Annotated in this window: 24 protein-coding genes; all 24 read right to left on the minus strand. The window is 52.8% G+C overall.

Translation table 11 applies throughout. The annotated features are described in order from the left end of the window. Positions 1-9 precede the first annotated feature (9 nt). Entirely contained in the window at positions 10-1,155 is a 1,146-nt protein-coding gene (dxr, locus tag KB235_RS10685) for a 1-deoxy-D-xylulose-5-phosphate reductoisomerase (protein WP_211779631.1), read from the minus strand. 12 nt (positions 1,156-1,167) lie between these two features. Continuing rightward, positions 1,168-1,965, minus strand: coding sequence for a phosphatidate cytidylyltransferase (locus KB235_RS10690; protein ID WP_211779632.1), 798 nt, complete (start codon positions 1,963-1,965; stop codon positions 1,168-1,170). Between the two features lies 1 nt (position 1,966). Next, the gene (locus KB235_RS10695) at positions 1,967-2,704 is read right to left on the minus strand and encodes an undecaprenyl pyrophosphate synthase (RefSeq protein ID WP_034808845.1); all 738 of its coding nucleotides are present in this window, start codon (positions 2,702-2,704) and stop codon (positions 1,967-1,969) included. A gap of 83 nt (positions 2,705-2,787) precedes the next feature. Further along, complete coding sequence (frr, locus tag KB235_RS10700; protein ID WP_034815126.1) at positions 2,788-3,348, minus strand: ribosome recycling factor; 561 nt, start codon at positions 3,346-3,348, stop codon at positions 2,788-2,790. Further along, positions 3,345-4,070, minus strand: coding sequence for a UMP kinase (pyrH, locus tag KB235_RS10705; RefSeq protein ID WP_034815124.1), 726 nt, complete (start codon positions 4,068-4,070; stop codon positions 3,345-3,347). The genes frr and pyrH overlap by 4 nt, the downstream gene beginning before the upstream one ends. Positions 4,071-4,176: 106 nt before the next feature. Beyond that, on the minus strand, positions 4,177-5,058 hold the full coding sequence (gene tsf / locus KB235_RS10710; protein ID WP_034808852.1) for a translation elongation factor Ts: 882 nt from the start codon (positions 5,056-5,058) through the stop codon (positions 4,177-4,179). Positions 5,059-5,174: 116 nt separating this feature from the next. After that, positions 5,175-5,915 carry a 30S ribosomal protein S2 gene (rpsB, locus tag KB235_RS10715; RefSeq protein WP_021067146.1) on the minus strand — a complete coding sequence of 247 codons (741 nt, stop codon included), beginning with the start codon at positions 5,913-5,915 and terminating at the stop codon, positions 5,175-5,177. A gap of 152 nt (positions 5,916-6,067) precedes the next feature. Continuing rightward, a complete protein-coding gene (locus KB235_RS10720; RefSeq protein WP_034815123.1) occupies positions 6,068-6,433 on the minus strand; it encodes a hypothetical protein in 366 nt (121 codons plus the stop codon). Between the two features lie 11 nt (positions 6,434-6,444). Further along, positions 6,445-7,215: a FliA/WhiG family RNA polymerase sigma factor gene (locus tag KB235_RS10725; RefSeq protein ID WP_034808856.1), complete on the minus strand. Its 771-nt coding sequence runs from the start codon at positions 7,213-7,215 to the stop codon at positions 6,445-6,447. 12 nt (positions 7,216-7,227) lie between these two features. After that, on the minus strand, positions 7,228-7,713 hold the full coding sequence (locus KB235_RS10730) for a chemotaxis protein CheD (protein WP_034815121.1): 486 nt from the start codon (positions 7,711-7,713) through the stop codon (positions 7,228-7,230). Next, entirely contained in the window at positions 7,706-8,305 is a 600-nt protein-coding gene (locus tag KB235_RS10735) for a chemotaxis protein CheC (RefSeq protein WP_034815119.1), read from the minus strand. Before KB235_RS10735 ends, KB235_RS10730 begins: the two co-directional genes overlap by 8 nt. After that, complete coding sequence (locus KB235_RS10740; protein WP_034808862.1) at positions 8,295-8,726, minus strand: chemotaxis protein CheW; 432 nt, start codon at positions 8,724-8,726, stop codon at positions 8,295-8,297. Before KB235_RS10740 ends, KB235_RS10735 begins: the two co-directional genes overlap by 11 nt. Positions 8,727-8,738: 12 nt before the next feature. Further along, entirely contained in the window at positions 8,739-10,718 is a 1,980-nt protein-coding gene (locus KB235_RS10745; RefSeq protein WP_034815117.1) for a chemotaxis protein CheA, read from the minus strand. Between the two features lie 19 nt (positions 10,719-10,737). Continuing rightward, the gene (locus tag KB235_RS10750) at positions 10,738-11,577 is read right to left on the minus strand and encodes a MinD/ParA family protein (RefSeq protein ID WP_034815114.1); all 840 of its coding nucleotides are present in this window, start codon (positions 11,575-11,577) and stop codon (positions 10,738-10,740) included. Beyond that, a complete protein-coding gene (locus KB235_RS10755) occupies positions 11,556-12,614 on the minus strand; it encodes a flagellar biosynthesis protein FlhF (RefSeq protein WP_034815112.1) in 1,059 nt (352 codons plus the stop codon). The genes KB235_RS10750 and KB235_RS10755 overlap by 22 nt, the downstream gene beginning before the upstream one ends. Before the next feature lies 1 nt (position 12,615). After that, positions 12,616-14,634 (minus strand): flagellar biosynthesis protein FlhA, encoded by a 2,019-nt coding sequence (flhA, locus tag KB235_RS10760; protein ID WP_276514399.1) that lies wholly within the window; start codon positions 14,632-14,634, stop codon positions 12,616-12,618. Positions 14,635-14,647: 13 nt separating this feature from the next. Further along, complete coding sequence (gene flhB / locus KB235_RS10765; RefSeq protein ID WP_034815106.1) at positions 14,648-15,739, minus strand: flagellar biosynthesis protein FlhB; 1,092 nt, start codon at positions 15,737-15,739, stop codon at positions 14,648-14,650. Beyond that, positions 15,736-16,506 (minus strand): flagellar biosynthetic protein FliR, encoded by a 771-nt coding sequence (fliR, locus tag KB235_RS10770; protein WP_211779633.1) that lies wholly within the window; start codon positions 16,504-16,506, stop codon positions 15,736-15,738. Before fliR ends, flhB begins: the two co-directional genes overlap by 4 nt. Next, the gene (fliQ, locus tag KB235_RS10775) at positions 16,503-16,775 is read right to left on the minus strand and encodes a flagellar biosynthesis protein FliQ (protein WP_034808874.1); all 273 of its coding nucleotides are present in this window, start codon (positions 16,773-16,775) and stop codon (positions 16,503-16,505) included. The genes fliR and fliQ overlap by 4 nt, the downstream gene beginning before the upstream one ends. A gap of 11 nt (positions 16,776-16,786) precedes the next feature. Then, positions 16,787-17,452 carry a flagellar type III secretion system pore protein FliP gene (gene fliP, locus KB235_RS10780; protein WP_034808876.1) on the minus strand — a complete coding sequence of 222 codons (666 nt, stop codon included), beginning with the start codon at positions 17,450-17,452 and terminating at the stop codon, positions 16,787-16,789. Beyond that, positions 17,449-17,946 carry a flagellar biosynthetic protein FliO gene (locus KB235_RS10785; protein ID WP_211779634.1) on the minus strand — a complete coding sequence of 166 codons (498 nt, stop codon included), beginning with the start codon at positions 17,944-17,946 and terminating at the stop codon, positions 17,449-17,451. Before KB235_RS10785 ends, fliP begins: the two co-directional genes overlap by 4 nt. Then, positions 17,943-18,308, minus strand: a complete 366-nt coding sequence (locus tag KB235_RS10790) for a response regulator (RefSeq protein ID WP_024370114.1) — start codon at positions 18,306-18,308, stop codon at positions 17,943-17,945. The genes KB235_RS10785 and KB235_RS10790 overlap by 4 nt, the downstream gene beginning before the upstream one ends. A 12-nt stretch (positions 18,309-18,320) precedes the next feature. Beyond that, positions 18,321-19,424 carry a flagellar motor switch phosphatase FliY gene (fliY, locus tag KB235_RS10795; protein ID WP_211779635.1) on the minus strand — a complete coding sequence of 368 codons (1,104 nt, stop codon included), beginning with the start codon at positions 19,422-19,424 and terminating at the stop codon, positions 18,321-18,323. Continuing rightward, on the minus strand, positions 19,421-20,410 hold the full coding sequence (gene fliM / locus KB235_RS10800; RefSeq protein ID WP_034808883.1) for a flagellar motor switch protein FliM: 990 nt from the start codon (positions 20,408-20,410) through the stop codon (positions 19,421-19,423). Before fliM ends, fliY begins: the two co-directional genes overlap by 4 nt. Positions 20,411-20,415 lie beyond the last annotated feature (5 nt).

Genomic DNA, 20,415 nt, shown 5'->3' on the forward strand with positions numbered 1-20,415 from the left:
TCCCCACCTTCACTTTCCTTGCTGAATCTGTAATCGAACCGCACGGTCAACTTCTAAAATGTCCGCGAGCGTCGGTTCCGCAATGATTGTATGGGCGTCCATCGCCTGTTCGACGAGCCGTTCGATGTCTAGAAAGGCGATCTCGCCGTTCAAAAACTTCTCCACGGCCGCCTCGTTGGCGGCATTGAGTACCGTCGGCATCGACCCGCCGGCCCGGCCCGCCTCATAGGCGAGGCGAAGAGCCGGATAACGTTCGAAATCGGCTTCTGCGAAATGGAGCGTCCCGATTTCTCTCAAGTTTAACCGCTTGCTCCCTTCGATTTCAAGCCGTTTCGGTGCAGCGAGGGCATAGAGGATTGGACCGCGCATATCCGGGGTGCCGAGCTGGGCGATGACGGCCGCGTCTTTATATTCGACCATCGAGTGAATAATCGATTCACGATGGAGCACCACTTCAATATCATTATAGTCGATATCGAACAACCAGTGCGCTTCGATGACTTCAAGCCCTTTATTGAACATCGTCGCCGAATCGATCGTGATTTTTGCCCCCATCGACCAGTTCGGATGATTGAGCGCCTCGTCGACGGTCACCTCGGCGAGCTGTTCCCGCGACTTGTCACGGAAACTCCCTCCTGAGGCAGTCAAGATGATTTTCGCGACGTCTTCTCGGCGCTCCCCGTTCAAGCATTGAAAAATCGCTGAATGTTCGCTGTCGACCGGAAGCAAGTTGATGCCGTGCTCTTTGACGGCGGCCATGACGAGATGCCCGGCTGTGACGAGCGTCTCCTTATTCGCGAGCGCGATGTCTTTCCCGGCTTCAATCGCAGCGAGCGTCGGCTCGAGACCGACGGCACCGACGACCGCCGTCACGACCACGTCCGCCCGTTCTGCCGTCGCACATTCAATCAACCCTTCTAGTCCGATGAAAAAGAGTGGTTCGTATGTAAGGCGGGGCTTCAACTGTTCGAGTACTTCAATCGATTTGGCCGATACGTATTTCGGGCGAAGCCGGTTAATCCACTCCTCCGCCACTTCAACGTTCGTCCCAAACGCGTACGCCTCTAATTCAAACAAGTCGGGGTGCTGTTCGATGACGTCACACGTTTGTACGCCAATCGATCCAGTCGCCCCGAGTAAGCTGATTCGCTTCATCTTGACACTCCCTTATAACAAATTAAAAATCCAAATGACGGTAAAGACGGCAATCATGCTATCGAACCGGTCCAAAATCCCGCCGTGTCCCGGTAAAAGGTGCCCCGAGTCTTTCACCCCATAGTGGCGTTTATACGCCGACTGGACCAAATCGCCGAGCTGGCCGACGACCGCGACGACGAGGGCGAGAATGATCACTTCCCAAAGCGGCAAAATCGGATCGACGAGAATAAACGCGATGCCGATGACGATCCCGGAAAGAATTCCGCCGACCGCCCCTTCGATCGTCTTATTCGGACTGATGGACGGCCAAAGTTTCGTCTTCCCGATCGCTTTCCCGGTGAAATAGGCACCGGAATCGGTCGCCCAGATGATGAACAAGACGAGCAACACTTTACTCAGTCCGTCATCCGATAATCGCACGAGCGCGAAGCTCGTAAACCCGATGACGAGATAGACGGCGGAGACGAAATAAAAACTGGCATCTTCATACGTGAACCGATTTTTCGTCACGACGGTCCAAAACAGAAGCAACGTCAAACCGAGAATCATCCATTGGTTGACGGACATCGGCAGTTCGTTCATATCCATCTGCCGTTCGAGCAACATCATGACGAACGGGAAAGCGACGAGCAGTGCGGTGACGAGAAACGGGAAAGCGGTCAGTTTGTGACGCCGCATCAACGTGAATTCACTCAACCCAATCAAAGCGAGCACACCCATCAAGATGACGAACGGGCTGCCGCCGAGGGCGATGAGCGTGACGAAAATCGCGCCGGCCCAAAGTCCGGTAATAATTCGAGTCTTCATATTAGACACCACCAAATCGACGCGTCCGGGCATTGTATGCCGCAATCGCCTCTACGAAATGGTCGCGCTTAAACTCTGGCCATAAGACGTCCGTGAAATGTAGCTCGGCATACGCCCCTTGCCAAAGCAAGAAGTTCGAGAGCCGTTGCTCCCCGCTCGTCCGAATGATTAGATCAACGTCCTGTATGTTCGTCATGAGTCGTTCCCCAATCATCGCGTCATCGATGTCTTCCGGCAAAATCCGGCCGGCAGCCACGTCCATGGCGATGAGGCGCATCGCTTGAACGAGCTCATCGCGCCCACCGTAATTGAGGGCGAACACGAGGTCAAGTCCTGTATTCGTCGCGGTCCGCGTCCGCGCCTCCTCGACCGCTTCACGTGTGCCGCGCGGCAATTTTGACACGTCGCCGGCCACAAGGACACGGACGTTTTGTTCATCGAGTTCGTTTAAATCTGTCTCGAGAAACTGCTTCGGCAACTTCATCAAGAAGTTGACTTCTTCTTCAGGGCGCGTCCAGTTCTCGGTTGAGAACGCATAGAGCGTCAGCGACTTGATGCCAAGCTCTTGCGCCGTACGGACGGACTCGCGCACCGATTTCATCCCTTCCCGGTGACCCATGATGCGCGGGAGCCCACGTTTTTTCGCCCAACGGCCATTGCCGTCCATGATGATGGCGACGTGTTCGGGAATGCTCAGTTCCGCTTCGGTCTTCGTTTTAGGATTCACCCATTTAAACATACTCTGTCCTCCTGATTGTATGAAAGAGGGACCCTCTCAATAAAAGGGTCCCCACACAGCTTTTTGGTATACCACTTCCGTGATTACACTTCCATGATTTCTTTTTCTTTCGTCGCTGCAGACTCATCAATCTTTTTGATGTACGAATCCGTTAACGCTTGGACGTCGTCCGCATAACCACGGAGATCGTCTTCCGTCATCTCGCCGTCTTTCTCGAGCTTTTTCAAGTTCTCGTTGGCGTCACGGCGAACGTTACGGACAGCGACTTTCGCTTCTTCCGCATACTTCTTCGTGATTTTAACGAGTTCTTTGCGTCGCTCTTCCGTCAAAGCTGGGATAGCAAGACGAATGACCGTCCCGTCAGATGATGGTGAGAGACCGAGGTCCGCTTTTTGAATCGCTTTCTCGACTTCCGATACCATTGACTTATCCCACGGTTGAATCAAGAGAAGGCGGGCTTCTGGCGTGTTGATGTTGGCCACTTGGTTAAGTGGCGTCGGCACACCGTAGTAATCGACTTGGACCGGATCCAAAATCGAAGCGCTGGCACGACCTGTGCGAAGCGTTCCAAAGTCGCGTTTGAGTGCGGCGTGGGCTTTCTCCATTTTTTCTTCAGCAGTTTTCAACACTTCGTTTACACTCATGAATTGATTCCTCCTACTACCGTCCCGATATGTTCCCCGAGTACGACACGTTTAATGTTTCCTTCTTCAAGCAATGAGAATACAATTAGTGGAATGTGGTTATCCATACAGAGTGATGTGGCTGTCGAGTCCATGACTTGAAGTCCGTCTTTAAGCACGTCCAAGTACGTGAGCGTCTCATATTTCACCGCTTCCGGGTCAAGTTTCGGGTCAGCCGAATAGACACCGTCCACGTTGTTTTTCCCCATCAAGATAACGTCTGCCTCAATTTCAGCTGCGCGAAGCGCTGCAGTCGTATCGGTTGAGAAATACGGGTTTCCGGTACCGGCTGCGAAAATGACGACCCGCCCCTTTTCAAGGTGACGCATCGCACGGCGACGGATATACGGTTCAGCGACTTGACGCATTTCAATTGATGTTTGGACGCGCGTTTGGACACCGTTCGTTTCAAGGCTGTCTTGAAGCGCGAGTGAGTTAAGGACAGTTGCGAGCATGCCCATGTAATCGGCATTCGCCCGGTCCATCCCGAGTTCACTCCCAGTCTTGCCGCGCCAAATGTTTCCGGCACCGACAACGACGGCCACTTCGACGCCCATAGCGACGAGTTCTTTGATTTGTCCAGAAATCGAGTTGACAATCGATGGATCGATTCCATACCCTTGATCACCTGCGAGCGCTTCTCCACTCAATTTTAACACAATTCTCTTATATTTCGGTTCCATACTTTGCCTCCTCTTGCTTGAAAAAAGGGAACACGCTCCCTTAACGAACTAACTCAAGGTTATACAGACGTGTTCCCAATTTTGAATGCATCACGTGTGACGCAGATTATTTTTTAAGTTGGTTCATTACTTCTTCAGCAAAGTTTTCTTCGCGTTTTTCCATGCCTTCGCCGACTTCGAAACGTACGAACGAGTTGACACGGCCGCCTTTAGACTCTACATATTTCCCAACTTTGAAGTCAGCGTCTTTGACGAATGTTTGGTCGACGAGGCAGATTTCCTCGAAGTACTTGTTCATGCGTCCTGCGATCATCTTCTCGACGATGTTCGCTGGCTTCCCTTCGTTGAGGGCTTGTTCAGTCAAGACTTTCTTCTCACGGTCTGCTTCTTCAGCTGATACTTGGTCACGTGTCGCGTAAAGTGGACGTGCTGCAGCAACGTGCATCGCGACATCTTTCGCAACTGTCTCGTCAGTCGTACCGTCGATGATGACGACCGAACCGATGCGCCCGCCCATGTGGAGGTACGTGCCGAATACAGCATCGTCAGCTTTTTCAAGAACAGCGATGCGACGGAGTGAGATTTTCTCTCCGATTGTCGAAGCTTCTTCTTGAATGTGCGTCTCAAGCGTTTTGCCAGCGACGAATTCAGAAGCGAGCGCTTCTTCAACTGTCGATGCGCCTGAAGTGAGGACAGCTGTCGCCACGTCAGATACGAGTGTTTGGAACTTCTCGTTCTTCGCAACGAAGTCCGTTTCTGAGTTTACTTCGACGAGTGTAGCTTTGTTGCCGTCAACCGCTACTGCTGTCAAACCTTCTGCTGCGATGCGGTCGCCTTTCGCTGCCGCTTTCGCGATTCCTTTTTCACGAAGGAAGTCGATTGCCGCTTGCATGTCACCGTTTGTTTCAGTGAGTGCTTTTTTGCAATCGAGCATACCTGCGCCTGTTTTTTCACGAAGTTCTTTTACCATTGCTGCTGTAACTGCCATCGGAAATTCCTCCTTGTAACATTACAAATTTTAAGAAGAAGGCACGGTGCCTTCGTATACATGTCCTAAAAAAAGGTGATAAAAGGCTTTCCCTTTATCACCTGTTGTCTAACTGATTACTCAGCTTCTGTAGCTTCTGCTTCAGGTGCTACAGCTTCTTCAGCAACTTCTTCTTCACCTTGCTTCGCTTCGATGATCGCGTCTGCCATCTTAGAAGTAAGCAATTTAACCGCACGAATCGCATCGTCGTTCGCTGGGATAACGTAGTCGATTTCGTCTGGGTCACAGTTTGTATCAACAATCGCAACGATTGGGATGTTCAATTTGTGAGCTTCTGCAATCGCGATACGCTCTTTGCGTGGGTCAACGATGAAGAGAGCATCTGGAACGCCTGGCATATCTTTGATTCCGCCGAGGAACTTCTCAAGACGCGTCATTTCTTTTTTCAAGATGATGACTTCTTTCTTAGGAAGTACTTCGAACGTGCCGTCTGCTTCCATTTTCTCAAGCTGCTTCAAGCGGTTGATACGCTTTTTGATTGTTGAGAAGTTTGTGAGTGTTCCACCCAACCAACGCTCATTGATGAAGTACATACCTGAACGGAGTGCTTCCTCTTTGATCGTGTCTTGAGCTTGTTTTTTCGTACCGACGAAGAGGACGTTTCCGCCTTCTGCCGCGAGTTCACGAACGAAGTTGTACGCTTCGTCTACTTTTTTGACCGTTTTTTGAAGGTCGATGATGTAGATTCCGTTACGCTCCGTGAAGATGTATTTCGCCATTTTTGGGTTCCAACGGCGTGTTTGGTGACCGAAGTGTACACCAGCTTCAAGCAATTGCTTCATTGAGATTACTGCCATGATAAATTTCCTCCTTGTGGTTTAAAAAAGTCCTCCGCCTCGTTCATCGTTGTATTCCGACCTTTCGGCACCGAGGAATACCATCCCGAGACGTGTGTGATGTGTTTAACACCGAGAATTACTATAGCATATGTCATCGAATCCGGCAACTCTCACTTGCCCCGAAATTTTGCATATAACGCCATCTCGCCTTCCCCTTTTCCGAGGAGGCGGGCCGCGTCACGCACAGAGTGACGGAGTAGCGTCTCTTCGACGAGCTGATGGCCCGCTCGTTCCCCCGAGTCTCGTTGAACGGGAGTTGCTACGGGTTCGTGCTTTTCCGGTTCAATCACCACGTCACGGACGTCTTGTTTGACGACATCGTTCATCGATTCCATGAACGATAACAACAACAGCTCGGTCTCACGTTTTTCTGCTTCAAGCTGCTCGACTCGGCTCTTTAGCGTCTGCAACTGTTTAAAGGCGAGTAAGAGCGCATAGGTGAACCCGATGCCAGCAACCAATAAAATAATTGTCATCTTCATCCTCCTTATGACGTCTTCTCTTCTAAATAGGATCGTCCGAGCGCCGATTTGAGCGTCTTTAACGCTTTGGAGTGGATTTGCGAGATGCGTGACGTCGACAAGTCGAGCACCTCCCCAATCTCTGTCAACGTCAACTCGTCGAAATAGAACAATGAGACGACGAGCCGTTCCTTCTCCGTCAATCGCTCAATCTCGTCCGTCAAGACGTCGAGAAGCTCACGTTGCAAGAGCGTATCTTCCGGCTTTTCTGAATCAGGGTCAAAGTACGTGACGGAAATCACTTTCCCTTCTTCTTGAAGCGTCACCGCCTCATCGATCGATAGCATGTTCGCGAAATACCCTTCCGCCATCGCTTTTTCAATCTCTGAAATCGGGATGCCACAAGCGGTCGCGAGCTCTTCTTTCGTCGGTGCCCGGTGCAGTTTCTGTTCGAGCTGCTCTGCCACTTGGTCAATCTTTTTGACCCGTTCACGCACGGACCGCGGGAGCCAATCGATTTTACGAAGTCCATCGATAATCGCCCCGCGAATCCGAAACGCCGCATACGTGTCAAACTTGTTGTTGTGATCTGGATCATATTTCATGAGGGCATCGTACAATCCCATGTAACCCAAACTTTTCAATTCGTCGCGTTCGACGCTTTTTGGGAGCGTCACGATCATTCGTTGTACGTGATAATGGATTAAAAATTCATAATGAGATAACAGTTCATTCGCCGTCTCCATATCACGGTCACTGTTCCAACGATCCCACAACTGAGTAAGCTGAGTCGTCATGTCGATCCCCCCTTAAAGTTCTTTCGTGCCTACACTGACCGTCCGAATCGACAATACGGATGTGGCCACATCAAATTCGATTGTGCGCCCGTTATGGCCGCCGCAATCTTCCGCGATTAGCGGAATGCGATGGGCCTTCAGCGCTTTGCGGATTGCCTCGGCGTTACGCTCGCCGATCCGCATCGCCTCGTTTTCGTATTTGAACTGAAACATTTGGGCGCCACCGGCCATTTTTGCCTGTATTCGACCGGCCCCGGCCCGTTTCAACGAGTCAACGAGTGCATCGATTGCAGTATCGGCATATTTTCCTACCTCGAGCGTCTGGTGTTTTCGGGCGATATTTGAGTCCGGCAGCATGACGTGTGCCATCGCCGCCACTCTCGTTTGCGCATCGTACAGAATCACGCCGACACAAGAACCGAGACCGGCCGTGCGGAGTCGATTCGGTGCCGTCGTCTGTTTCCATTCGGCGATGCCGATTTTGAGCACCTCAGCCATGGCCGAGTAACCGCCGCTCGATTTGTTTGAGCGAGCCGTGTGTCGGTAGGAACAACACGTGGCCAGCACTCACTTTCTCGTCAATCAAGAACGTCGTGTCGATATAAAGCGCCGCGTCCTCTTCCGGCTGAACCGACGAGACGACGAACTCGACGATGGAGCCGGCCATGTCGATTGCTGTCGCCGGGACTTGAATCAGAATCGGTGTCGTCAACCAGTCGCTCAAGGCACGGGCGTACGCCCCGCTCATAATATTTCCAATCTCTTCCCATGCCGATTGGCCAAGGTCCGTCGCTTCGGCGAACGTGAACGGCCTTCCGATTAACGAGGTGACCATCGCCTCGGCGTCATCCACTGGAAACAGGATCAGAATCATGCCGCGAATCTCACCACCGAGTTCGAGCAAGACCGAGGCGACGTGCCGCTCGGGACCGCCGACCCGTTCCGGTAAATACGAGATCGGTTCCATCTCGGCCGACGAGACCGTGATGTTGACGGGTTTGGCCAACAGCGTCGACAACGCCGTCGCGGCGTGACCTGACCCGATATTCCCGAGTTCTTTCAATAAATCTTGTTCAAATTCACTCAGCATGTTGATCCTCGAACAAGGCGTTGGCATCTAGGAGCGAGAAAAGCTTGTCTTCCCCTTTGGCAATCGCCGTCAAATGCGCCGCGAGCATGTCTTGACTCGACTCAGGGATCGGTTCGATACGCACGTCGTCGCTCTCGACGACTTCATTCGCCCGGTCGACGATGAACCCGGCATCGCCTTGATTCAACGAGGCAATCAAGATACGCGTCTCGTCCGTCGCCTCAAGTTCCTCATAGCCGAGGCGGAGGCGAAGGTCGATGACCGGTGTGACGACCCCGCGCAAGTTGATGACCCCTTTGACGTGAGCCGGTGCGTTCGGGACGCGCGTGACCGGTTGCATACGCTCGATTGAACGGACCGACTGAACGTCAATTCCGTACGTGTTGTCGGCGAGTGAAAAGACTACCCATTTTTGTTCCATCTTGCTTCCTCCTTAGAAGAGATCGTTGCTGTCGACAATCAAGGCGACACGCCCGTCTCCAAGAATTGTGGCGCCCGAGATGGCTGGAATCCCCTCTAAGTAAGAGCCGAGCGGTTTCATGACAATCTCTTGCTGGCCAATCAAATCGTTCACGACGACACCGACGAGCTTGTTCCCTTTTCGTACGACGACGACCGGGAATTGCGACTTCGTCTCCGCCTCGATGCCGAACATTTCTTTCAAATAGACGAGCGGGACGAGTTGTCCTCGGAAATCGAAGACGCGCTCACGATGCGCCGTCAAAATATCCGCTTCATCGAGCAACGTCGTCTCGAGAATCGAGGATAACGGGATCGCATACGTCTCCTCGCCCGCCATGACGAGCATCGCCGAGATGATCGACAACGTGAGCGGGAGGCTGACTTGGAATTTTGTCCCTTGTCCGACTGCCGTCTCGAGGGAGACGACGCCGCCGAGCGACTCGATTTTGTTTTTGACGACGTCTAAGCCGACGCCACGGCCAGACAAGTCGGTGACGACGTCTGCAGTCGAGAAACCAGGTGCGAAGATGAGCATCGCCAGTTCGTTGTCCGTCATGCTCGCAGCCTCTTCTACCGTCAACACGCCACGCTCGAGCGCTTTGGACCGGACTTTATCGACGTTGATGCCAGCCCCGTCATCTTCAATCTCGATGAAGACACGGTTGCCACCGTGATACGCCCGTAGCGACAGGCGTCCTTGTTCCGGTTTGCCGGACTGGACCCGGACGTCGGGACGTTCAATCCCGTGGTCGATCGCGTTGCGAATCAAGTGGACGAGTGGGTCGCCGATTTCATCGATGACCGTCCGATCGAGTTCCGTCTCCGCTCCTGAAATATCGAGCTGGACTTTCTTCTGAATATCTTTTGCGACAGAACGCACCATCCGTGGGAACCGGTTGAACACTTGCTCAATCGGCATCATCCGTAACGTCAAGACGAGCGATTGCAACTCATTCGTTCCGCGTTTGATCTTTTCAACCGTCTCGTTCAATTCAGGCTGTCCGACTTCGTCGGCGAGACGTTCGAGACGTCCACGGTCGATGATGAATTCTTCAAACAAGTTCATGAGGCGATCGATTCGCTCTAAGTTGACACGGATCGTCTTCGCTTGCGCGACCGGTTGTTCTTTCACTTCATCCGTCTCTTGTGGCGTCGGTACGGCGTTCACAACGGGTGCGATCGGTGCCTCGACGCTCGCTGCGACTTCCGGCTCACCGATCGCTTCGGTCGTAAACACGTGGACTTCGACCCGGTCGACTTCGGACACTTGCGATACGGCATGCTCGATCACTTCGGCCGATTCCTGTGACAAGAATAAGACGTCAAATGACAAGTCGAACTGTTCTTGTTCAATCGCTTCTGTGTCCGGCACCGTCCGGACGACTTCGCCGAGCTCTTGGAGCCGATCGAACACCATGTAGGCACGCGCCGCCTTCAAGACGACCGCATCGGACAGCTTGACGTGAAGCCGGAACGCTTCAAACCCGGTCTGCTTCGCCTGTTCGATGACGGAGTCGGTATACAAATCGACCGTGAACGGCGAATCGACTGCTTCGACCGCTTCTGGCTCACCGTGACCGATGAAGCTTTGGAACGCCTTCACTGTCGCGCTCACATCGACGTTCGTCCCGTTGCCGCCACCTTCAATGTGGGCAATCATCTCTTCGATTTGTTCCATCGCCGTGAACATCGTATCGAGCAGAAGTTGATTGCTTGCTTTCTTTCCGCCTCGAACGAGGTCGAGCGCACTTTCCATCTCATGGGTCAAGTTCGCGACGCTCTCGTATCCCATCGTCGCCGCCATTCCTTTCAGCGTGTGCGCCGAACGGAATATTTCTTGGACCGCGTCCATGCTGCCTGACTGTTCGAGCTTCAACAACTGTGTGTTCACAGACTGGATATGTTCTTGTGCTTCATCTAAAAACAATCCTAAGTATTCGTTCACGTCCATCTATATTGCCTCCCTGTCGTTAAACTCGGTTCCATTGGCGGCGCAAATTCCCCATCAGACGATCCATGAAGTGACGCTGGCGTGGCGGCGTCCCGGTGAGCGTCGTCAAAATCCGCTCGAGCCTCCAACTGATGTCACTCTTGCGGTCGAACGTGTAAAACGGGACTTGCGCGATGACCGCTTTCCTGACGGACGGGTCATCCGGTAAATAGCCGAGGAATCGAATCGTTTTCTTTAAAAACTGTCGACATGCGACTTCCATCCGTTCAAAACATTGAAGCGCCTCTTCTCCTGACTGGGCGCGGTTGACGATGACGCCGAGCGGCAAGTCAGGATACTGTTGGTGGACGAGTTTGGTGTACGCATATCCGTCCATGAGCGAAGTCGGTTCCGGTGTCAAAATTAAAAACATCTCATCACACCCGGCGATGAATTGGAGTGACGTGTCCGTCGCCCCGGCACCCATGTCGAATAACACGTAGTCATAATCGGTCAACACTTCGAGTTCTCGCATTAAAAATTGCATGTCGCTGTCTGAGAATTGGACTAACGCATCGAGTCCGCTTCCCCCATGTAATATATCGACACCGTGGACATGTTTCTGAACAGCGGAGAGCAGTGGAATCCGGGTCTTCACACAATCGACCATCGTTTGCGAACGGGCGGCATCAAGTAAGATGTGTACGTTCGCCATCCCGAGGTCGAGGTCGACGATCAACACGCGTTGCCCGAGTTCGACGAGCCCGACGGCGGTGTTGACACAGACGTTCGTCTTGCCGACCCCACCTTTTCCGCTCGCGAACGCGATCGTCGTCGGATGACGGTCCGTTTTTGCCCTCAGACGCCTTGCTTGGTCCATCGTGGCCACCCTTCTTTCTCCAAAAGCTTCTCGGTCAATCGTCCAGCATTCCCTTCGACGAGGTCGTCCGGTACTTCTTGCCCATCGGTCAACCAGGCGACCGGAAGACCGCTATCCCGCACGAGTTTGAACATCGCATGGATGTCGCTCGTCTCATCGGCTTTTGTGAAGATGAGCGACCGAAGCGGCAACGGCGCGAATTGCCCATAAATCGTCTCCATGTCCTTTAACTTCGAGGTCAGGCTGAGGACGAGGGACAAGTTCGTCTCTGAAAAATCATGATGGTGATGGAACTGCTCGATATACGCCTCGTCACGGAAGTTGCGGCCAGCCGTATCGATTAAGACGATGTCTTTTCGAGCGAATAGTTGCTTCGCCCGCTTGAAGTCATCAAAGTCATACGCGACTTCGACCGGAATGTTTAAAATCTCGGCGTACGTCTTCAGTTGCTCGATTGCGGCAATCCGATACGTGTCCGTCGTGATCAATCCGACCGTCTTCCCTTCCTCGAGCTTATAATGGGCCGCGAGTTTCGCAAGCGTCGTCGTCTTCCCGACACCCGTCGGTCCGACGAGCATGACGTATCGCGACGTCTCCGGTGCGGCTTTAAATACACGTTGAATCTCGTCGCGGACGAAACGTTCGACCGCCTCGACCGACCTCGTCGTATAGAACAGTTCGTTGATCCGTTCTTCCCAGCCCAATCCGACGAACGAATCGGTCGAAAGCAACGACTCGATCCGCTCTAGTCCGGCCGGCAGGCGCCGTGGCGTCACCGTAGGGTGGATGACCGGCTGTTGCGCTGTTTGCGGGACGGATGGCGCCGGCGTCTGCTCCTCGACGCGCTGTCTCGGTTTCAGGCGTACCGGCTCTTTCTCGAGCGCGGCGATGACTTCGACTTGTTTCGAGGCGAACAGTCCAAACCATCCGGTCTTCACTTGTCGGGAGTTCAAGATGACGGCATCGTCACCAAGCTCTTGCTTCACTTTTGCCATCGCTTCAGCCATCGTCTTGCCCGTATACTTTTTGATTTGCATCTTAAATCACCCCAATACTTTTCACTTCGACAGAACTGAGTAACTCGTTATAGGCGAGTACCGGGACGTCTGGATAATAGCGTTCGAGCAGCTGTCGAACGAACAAGCGAATCGTCGGCGAGCAGAGAATGACAGCCGACGCGCCGTAACGTTCGAACATCGATAACTGTTCGGCCGTACGTTCGATGATGTCACGCGCCTGATCCGGGTCGAGCGCCAAGTAGTTGCCAAACTCCGTCTTTTGGACGGCGTCTTGAATCAATTGTTCGGTCTGACCGCCGAGCGTGACGACATAAAGCGGGCCGTCCGGCGGGCTGACTTGGTCTGTCAATTGACGGGCCAATCCTTGCCGGCAATACTCGCCGAGGATATCCGCGTCTTTCGTCACTTTGCCGTAGTCGGCCATCGTCTCGAACAGAAGTGGCAAGTTGCGGATGGAGACGTGTTCTTTCAGCAAGTGGCGCAACACTTTTTGGATATCTCCAATCGAGAGGACCGAAGGCGTGACGTCTTCGACGAGCACGGGATGCGTCTCTTTCAAATGTTCGACGAGCTGTTTCGTCTCTTCGCGGCCGAGCAAATCGGCGGCGTGTTTCTTGAGCGTCTCCGTCAAATGCGTCGCCACGACCGAAGGCGGGTCGACGACCGTGTAACCGCTCATCTCGGCACGGGCACGCGTCTCTTCGTCGATCCATAACGCCGGGAGACCAAACGCCGGTTCCGTCGTCTCAATGCCGTATACTTCCGGGTCTTCGATCCCCGGGCTCATCGCCAAGTAATGATCGAGCAACAATTCGCCTTCGGCGACGACGTTGCCTTTTACTTTGATGCGATACGCGTTCGGTGATAATTGCAGATGGTCGCGTATCCGTACCGTCGACAGGATGAAACCGAGTTCGAGCGCGAGCTGGCGTCGAATCATGACGACTCGGTCGAGCAGGTCGCCACCTTGTGATTCATCGGCGAGCGGGATCAGCCCGTATCCGAATTCGAACTCGATCGCATCGATTTGTAACAGCGAGACGACGGTCTCGGTCTGGGCCATCGGTTCTTCTTCGGGTAACGGCTCTTCGACGACCCGCTTCATGTTCCGTCTCATCGCATACGCACCATAGAAGGCGACACCGGCAATGAGGATGGTGACCGGGAGCAGACTCGGAGAGATCAACCCGAGCATGATGACGATTGACCCGGCGATATAGAGCAGCGTCGGGTTTTGACCGAGCTGGTCGACGACGTCCTCGCCGAGGTTCCCGTCCGAGACGGCACGAGTGACGATAATGCCGGTCGCCGTCGAGATGAGGAGTGCCGGAATCTGTCCGACGAGCCCGTCACCGATTGTCATGAGCGAGAACGTTTGGAACGCTTGTCCGACCGGAAGGCCCATTTGGACCGTTCCGATGATGATTCCGAAAATCAAGTTGATGACGACGATGATAATGCCGGCGATGGCGTCCCCTTTGACGAACTTCGAGGCCCCGTCCATCGAACCGTAAAAATCGGCTTCACTTTGAATCTTCTTCCGACGGACTTGCGCTTGCTTGTCGTCAATCAACCCCGAGTTCAAGTCGGCATCGATCGCCATCTGCTTCCCTGGCATCGCGTCAAGCGTGAAGCGGGCCGATACTTCCGAAACGCGCTCGGCCCCTTTCGTGATGACGACAAATTGGATGATGACGAGAATCAGGAAGACGACGAACCCGACGAGTACGTTCCCGCCGACAACGAAGTTCCCGAACGTTTCGATGACTTCCCCACCGTATCCGGTCGATAAAATCGAACGGGTCGTCGACACGTTCAAGCCGAGTCGAAACAGCGTCACGATTAGCAAGAGCGAAGGGAAGACCGAGAAGTCGAGGGCTTCCCGGGCGTTCATGGCCACGAGCAGGATGAGTAAGGCGATCAATATATTTACAATAATCAAGAAATCTAACATGAACCCCGGTAACGGGATGACGAGCATGACGACGATCATGAGAACGCCAATCAATACCGCAAAATCTTTAGCTCTTACAGCCAACGCATACTCCTCCTCAAGACGGTTGTTTCAGTTGATACACGAACGCGAGCACTTCGGCGATCGCTTGGTAGAACGATTCGTCGACAGCCTCTCCGATGTCCACCTGGGCATAGAGGGCTCGCGCGAGCGGTTTGTTCTCGACGATGGGAATCTCGTGTTCTTTTGCCACGTCACGGATGTGGAACGCGACACGGTCGACTCCTTTGGCGACGACGAGCGGGGCAAAATCTTTCGAGTCGTCATAGCGAATGACGACGGCGAAGTGAGTCGGGTTCGTGATGACGACGTCCGCGTTCGGAATCTCTTGCATCATGCGACGCATCGCCATCTCCCGCTGTTGTTGCTTGATTTTCGATTTGATGAGCGGGTCACCTTCACTATTTTTATATTCATCTTTGATGTCTTGCTTCGACATGCGAATCGACTTCTCAAAATCAAACCGTTGATAGAAAAAGTCGAACAATGCGAGCGCGAGCAACGCGACGCTCACCCAAAGGCCGAGTTCAATCGTGATACTCGTCAAGGCGACGACCGATTCACGGACGTGCTCGACGGCCATACGCGACAATTTCTCTTGGTTTTGCCAAAGGACGGCGACAGCGGTCGTCAGGATAATCAATAATTTGAATAAGGACTTTAAAAATTCGACGACGGCTTTCATGCTGACAATCCGTTTGACCCCTTTGATGGGATCGATTCGTTCAAGCTTCGGTTGAATCGCTTCTGTCGAGAAGAGCGGACCGATTTGGAAATAGTTGACCAAGACGCCAAAGACGACGGCGACGATGAAGAACGGGGCTAAAATGATTCCGACCCGTAACAATAAATCGACGAGCATACCGGCCATTCCGTCTGACAAGTCGGTCAATAAATACGTCGGCCCGAGCAAATCTTTCGTCAACGTGAACAACTGCTTCCCGATATACGGGCCAAGAAACGACAACATGAGGAACATGGCGAACAAGGCGAACGCCCCGGTCAAGTCGGCGGATTTGGCGACTTGTCCTTTCTTTCGTGAGTCTTGTCGTTTTCGTGGGGTCGCCTTTTCTGTTTTTTCACCTGCAAAAAACTGAAGATCGACCGATAAAGAGTATAGAGGCTTCATGCAACGTCTCCTAAAAGCTTCATAAAATCACGCAACACGTCTTGTAGCAACGGGATGAACTGGCTGATCCCATTCAGCGTCAAGCCCATCATGACGACCATCACCGAGAAACCGGCGATGAGTTTGAATGAAAAACCGATGGCGAAGATGTTAAACTGCGGCGCCGATTTCGCAAGGAATCCGAGTGCCAAGTCGACAAGGAGTAGCGATGCCATCATCGGCAAGGCAAGTTGCAACGCGACGAGCATCGTCATCGTCACGACCTTGACGGCCATCATGAGCGACGCCTCGGTGAAGTTGATCATCGGCTGACCAGGCGGATAAATTTGAAAGCTATAATAAATCCCATCGATAAGCAGTAAATGCATATTCGTCGATAACATGATGAACAACGTGAAAATATAATAAAATCGACCGATAAGCGGCGACTGACCACCAAACATCGGGTCGTACGCCGACGCCATCGCCAAACCGAGTTGTAAGTCGATGACACCCCCAGCGATTTGCGGGGCAAAGAACAAGATGTTGATTAAAATGCCGAGCAAGAGCCCAATCAATACTTCATACAACACTTGTACGATGAACGCCTCGCTCATCACAATCGGTTCTGTCACGGTGAACATCGCATAATACGCGAGCAGCGCACTGAACGCGACGCGATGCATGACCGGAAGTTGCCGGGACGAGAAGAGCGGTACACTGACGAAGAAACCGGATAGCCGGGCGAACGTCAAACCGTAAAGGCTGATGAAATCGACGGCGTTCATTTCGAAGCGACCTCGACCATCAGTTCAAAGATCATCCGGGTAAACCCTTCGATTTGTTGCAACATCCATGGACCGAAGATGACGAGTCCGATAAAGACCGAAACGATCTTTGGGACGAATGAGAGCGTCTGCTCTTGAATTTGAGTCGTCGCCTGTAAAATCGAGATGACGAGACCGACGACGAGCGAGATGAGTAAAAGCGGCATCGCAATTTTTAACAATGTCCACACACTCTCTGTCGCCAAATAAATGACCATTTCCTGCGTCATAATCGTTCCTCCTACATACTTCTAAGCAATGACTCCACAATCAAATGCCACCCATCCACTAATACGAACAACAACAGTTTGAACGGTAAGGCGATCATGACCGGCGGTAACATCATCATCCCCATCGACATCAAAACGCTCGCCACGACCATATCGATAATCAAAAACGGCAAGAAAATCATGAATCCGATTTGAAACGCCGTCTTCAGTTCACTGATGGCGTAAGCAGGCACCATCGCGAGGAGCGGAACATCCTCAATCGACTCTGGTTGCTCGTAGTTGCCGTATTTGATGAAGAGCTGCAAATCTTCTTGCCGTGTATATTTTGCCATGAACCGCTTCATCGTATTGCTCGCCTCTTCGAACGCCTCGTCTTGACTGATTTGATCTTCCATGTACGGTGTGAGCGCTTTCTCGTTCAAGTCGGATAAAACCGGCGACATGACGAATAACGTAATGAACAGTGCCAATCCGATAATGAGTTGGTTCGGTGGTGTCTGTTGCGTCCCGAGTGCCGGTCGGATGAACGACAAGACGACGACGACACGCGTAAAGCACGTCATGAGTATAAGGAATGACGGGGCGAGCGTCAGGAGCGTCAAGACGACTAACAGTTTAATGGACGTCGACGTACTGTCTGGCGTCTCTAAATTGATTAATTGCTCAATCGTCGTCATTGATTCTTCCTCGCTTGCTCAATTTGGGCCAATTGTTGTTTAAACGTATCTAAAAATGCGGAGCCGTTCGAACCGGTTACCGGCAAATGTTCTGTCACTTCCTCATCGAGCGTATCTGCCTCGACACGATCGATCAATTGAATCGATTCCCCGACACCGAGCACATACACTTGATCGCCGAGTTTGACGAGTTGGACCGATCGATCTTTCCCGAGCGGAACACCGCCTAAATGTTTCATATGTTGGGCCGTCTTCACCCCTTGCGTCCGAGCGCTCAACCAGCGCATCAAGACGAGAAAACCACCGATGACGACGACGAGGCTGAGAATAACCTGAATCAGTGTGCCAATCGTTGAAACGGTAGTCGACTCCGTTTTCGGGGCCTTTGTCTGTTCTTGCTGTTGCTCGAACTGCTTCTCGACGGTGGCGGCCTCAACCGTGGCCGGTCCATACAGACCGACCACGAGAAGGAAAATCAACCACCATTTGTTCATTGTGCGACCGTTTTAGAGACCGCTTCAATGACACGTTCTGCGTTGAACGGCTTCACGATGAAGTCTTTCGCCCCAGCTTGAATCGCGTCAATGACCATCGCTTGTTGCCCCATCGCCGAACACATGATCACTTTCGCGTTCGAGTCGAATCCACGAATCTCTTTCAATGCTGCGAGTCCGTCCATTTCTGGCATCGTGATGTCGAGCGTGACGAGATCCGGTGTGAGTTCACGATACTTCGCGACCGCATCCACCCCGTTCTCGGCCTCCCCGACCACTTCAAACCCGTTCTTCGTTAAAATATCTTTAATCATCATGCGCATGAACGCCGCATCGTCTACTACTAAAATCTTTGCACTCATTTGTCTTCCTCCTTAAACGATTCCAATCCGCTCATGCGGTTGAATGATTTCTGTCACGCGCACCCCGAAGTTCTCTTCGATGACGACGACCTCGCCACGGGCGATGCGCTGTTGGTTCACATAAATATCGACCGGTTCGCCTGCCAACTTATCGAGCTCGATAATCGAGCCTTGCGACAGTTCGAGCACTTCCCGGACCGAGCGTTTCGTCCGGCCAAGCTCGACCGTCACGTTGAGCGGCACATCATACAAGAGACCAAGGTTGGCCGGTGCCGCCTCGTTTGAGGTCGGTGCATGAAGTGGCATGAACTCGGCTTGACTGACAGCGACTTCTGGTGCTGACTTTGGTTCCGGACGTGGCGCTACAGCCTGTGCTTGGGGCTGTGGCGGCGCTTGCTTGACCGGTTCCGGTTTCGGTGCTGGTGCTGGCGACGGCGCCGTCGCAGCCATCAGTTCGTTGACGAGCTGCTTCCCGAACTTGATTGGCGCGATTTGAACGATTTTCGAATCGATTAACGTCCCGACTTTCAAGTTGAACTCGATTAACACCATCGTCTCCCACAGTTCGAGTCGATCGATAATCGTCTGCGTCTTCGTCGCATCGAACACTTCGATGAGCGGCGGTGAGATGTCGATTTTCTTCGAGAAGACGGTCGATAGTGACGTTGCCGCAGCTCCCATCATCTGATTCATCGCCTCTTGGACGGCCGATAATCGAATCTCGTCAAGTCCGTCCGGGTCGACACCGACGCCGGTGCCACCGAGCATCAAATCCGAGATGATCGCGGCATCCTCTCGCGTCAAGACGAGGACGTTCTCACCTTCTAACCCTTCGGTGTAGCCGACACGAAGTGCGACATGCGGCGTCGGATAACGCTCGCGCAACGCGTCGACTGTCACTTCGCTGACGATCGGTGTCGTAATCTCGACTTTTTGTTGGAGTAAAGTCGACAACGCCGTCGCCGAGTTCCCAAACGAGATATTACCGATTTCACCGAGCGCGTCGCTTTCCATCGAGTCTAGATGCACTTCTTGTTTTGTTTCAGTTGACGAGGTACTCTCGCTCGTCCCTCGCAGTAACGCGTCGATTTCATCTTGTGACAACATCTCACTCATTGCTCTTCCTCCTTCACCCGGTGTAACACTTGAACCGCCATCCGCTTCCCGCTCACACCGGCTTGCCCTTTGAACACTTTATTTTCCCCTACCATGACCGATAGCGGCTCTTTCACTAATTGGTCGAGCGTCAAACAGTCGCCAATCTCTAAATGCAACAAGTCACCGAACGTGATCGTCGTCTCACCGAGTAGCGAAACGACCTCGACGGACGAGTTCATCAGCTGGGCCTTGAGTGGCTCTTTACTGTTACCTGTCGCGTTACGCCGGTTCGCCTCTTGCATCCAATAATGACTCGACAGTTTGGACAGAATCGGTTCGATCGTCACGAACGGCAAGCAGACGTTGATCGTGCCGCTCACTTCCCCAATCGTCACGCCAATCGAAATTAAGACGACCGTCTCGTTCGGCGAGACGAGTTGGAGAAACTGCGGGTTCACTTCGACCGCGGCCATCTGTGACTTCACCTCGGCAATCGACTCCCAGGCGTCCCCGTAAGAAGCGAACGCTCGCTTGTACAGTTGCGTCAAGATGCGCATCTCGATTTCCGTGAAACTGTCGACTTTCTCAATCTCGACACCTGGTCCTCCGAGCAGACGGTCGAGCATCGCATAGGAGATGTTCGGGTTGACCTCGATGATGAAGCGTCCGTTAAGCGGCGGTGCTTCAATCAAATTGATCATCGTCATGCTCGGGATGGAATGGATGAATTCGTCGTACGGCAACTGTTCGACCGAGTTCACGGTGAACTGAACGTACGTCCGTAGCTGCGCCGAGAAAAACGTCGTCAGCATGCGCGCAAAGTGCTCGTGGATTCTCGTCAGGCTTCGAATTTGGTCTTTCGAGAAGCGGACGGCCCGTTTAAAGTCATACTGCCGGACTTTCCGCTCTTCTTCTTGTGCCAAAAACGAGTCTGCTTCGACATCGCCGCTACTTAACGCGGATAACAAGGCATCAATTTCTTGTTGAGATAATACTTCTCCCATGATGC

The organism is Exiguobacterium alkaliphilum, assembly GCF_018138125.1.
GTDB lineage: Bacteria > Bacillota > Bacilli > Exiguobacteriales > Exiguobacteriaceae > Exiguobacterium > Exiguobacterium alkaliphilum.